This is a genomic window from Candidatus Woesearchaeota archaeon (assembly GCA_003694805.1).
Classification (GTDB): domain Archaea; phylum Nanobdellota; class Nanobdellia; order Woesearchaeales; family J110; genus J110.
The window spans coordinates 1-1,020 of record RFJU01000084.1; the positions used below are offsets into that span (position 1 = coordinate 1).

The following is a 1,020-nucleotide window of genomic DNA, read 5'->3' on the forward strand; positions in this document are numbered from 1 at the left end:
GGTGTGAGGTGTGAGGTGTGAGGGCGCTGGCGCGAATGGAGAAACTGCTCGCACTTTTGGCCGTTCACAGATGATCGTGTAACATCATTCTCGCCCGGTGCCGCGGCGCCGCGGCTCGCCGATGCCCTCGCACACATTCGCCAGATGGCATGGGTGGATCGATGTCGACACAACAGACGGCAAGAAGATTGTTTGGCAAGAAAATGTAGGGCTACTCTTTCGCCGTCTGCTGTGGGGGTCGACACGGCCGGGGTCTGCGACCTTTTTTCGCAGGTAACCGCATTCCGATCACAACGGCCCTTCAACCTGCGGAGTCGAAAAAGGGGTCAGGACTCTTTTTTGGGTTAAAGGCCGTTTGAACTCTCTTGCCAATACTGCAAAAAAAGAGTCCTGACCCGAATGGCACTGTCGCCTCTCAGCTTGCGCGCGGATTGAGCTTGGCGTGGCGGGGAGTTTTTTTTAAAATCCGCCAAGCTGAAGATTGGCCTGGTTGTAATGCCCGTCCTTGGCTATAAATCGATTGCCCTCCTTGGGAACTCTCGCCAAAGAGACCAAGGAGGGTTTTTCGATGGCTGCATACATACCAAATTCTCCGCAACGGGACAGCCTCAATTTTCGGAAAGTCGCCGATGTGTTTCTCTCGGCAAAAGGGCTTCCGTTTGCCAATGTTCTTTCGGCCGAGCGTATCGAGCGTGTTTTTGCCAAGCATGGCAACCTTTTCGGCATGCATGGCATTTACAACGTCGCGATCGTGGTCTGGGCGTTTCTTTCGCAAGTGCTGCGTGACGGCAAGGAGGCTTCGTGTCAAGCGGCCGTGGCACGGATCGTGAGCCATTGCCAGCAGGAAGAACTTCCGTCTCCGACGGCAGATACGGGGGATTACTGCCGAGCTCGAGCCAAGATATCCGAGGCCGCGTTGCGTGACCTGAGCTGTGAAGTGGCTGAGGAAATGGAACAAGCGGCTGACACAAGCTGGCTGTGGAAAGGCAGGCTTCATCCCAAGCTGGTCGATGGCTTCAC

At 55.6% G+C, this 1,020-nt stretch carries 2 protein-coding genes; one reads left to right on the forward strand and one right to left on the reverse strand.

The window, feature by feature from the left end:
* Positions 1 to 415 precede the first annotated feature (415 nt).
* Positions 416 to 730, reverse strand: coding sequence for a hypothetical protein (locus D6783_03060; GenBank protein RME53046.1), 315 nt, complete (start codon positions 728 to 730; stop codon positions 416 to 418).
* Here D6783_03060 and D6783_03065 point away from each other — a divergent pair.
* A partial coding sequence (locus tag D6783_03065; GenBank protein ID RME53047.1) for an IS4 family transposase occupies positions 725 to 1,020 on the forward strand: 296 nt, incomplete at its 3' end. The genes D6783_03060 and D6783_03065 overlap by 6 nt on opposite strands.

Excerpts from the sequence above, each read along its gene's own strand:
- D6783_03060 (RME53046.1), bottom strand. The coding sequence starts at position 730 with ATGCATGCCGAAAAGGTTGCCATGCTTGGCAAAAACACGCTCGATACG.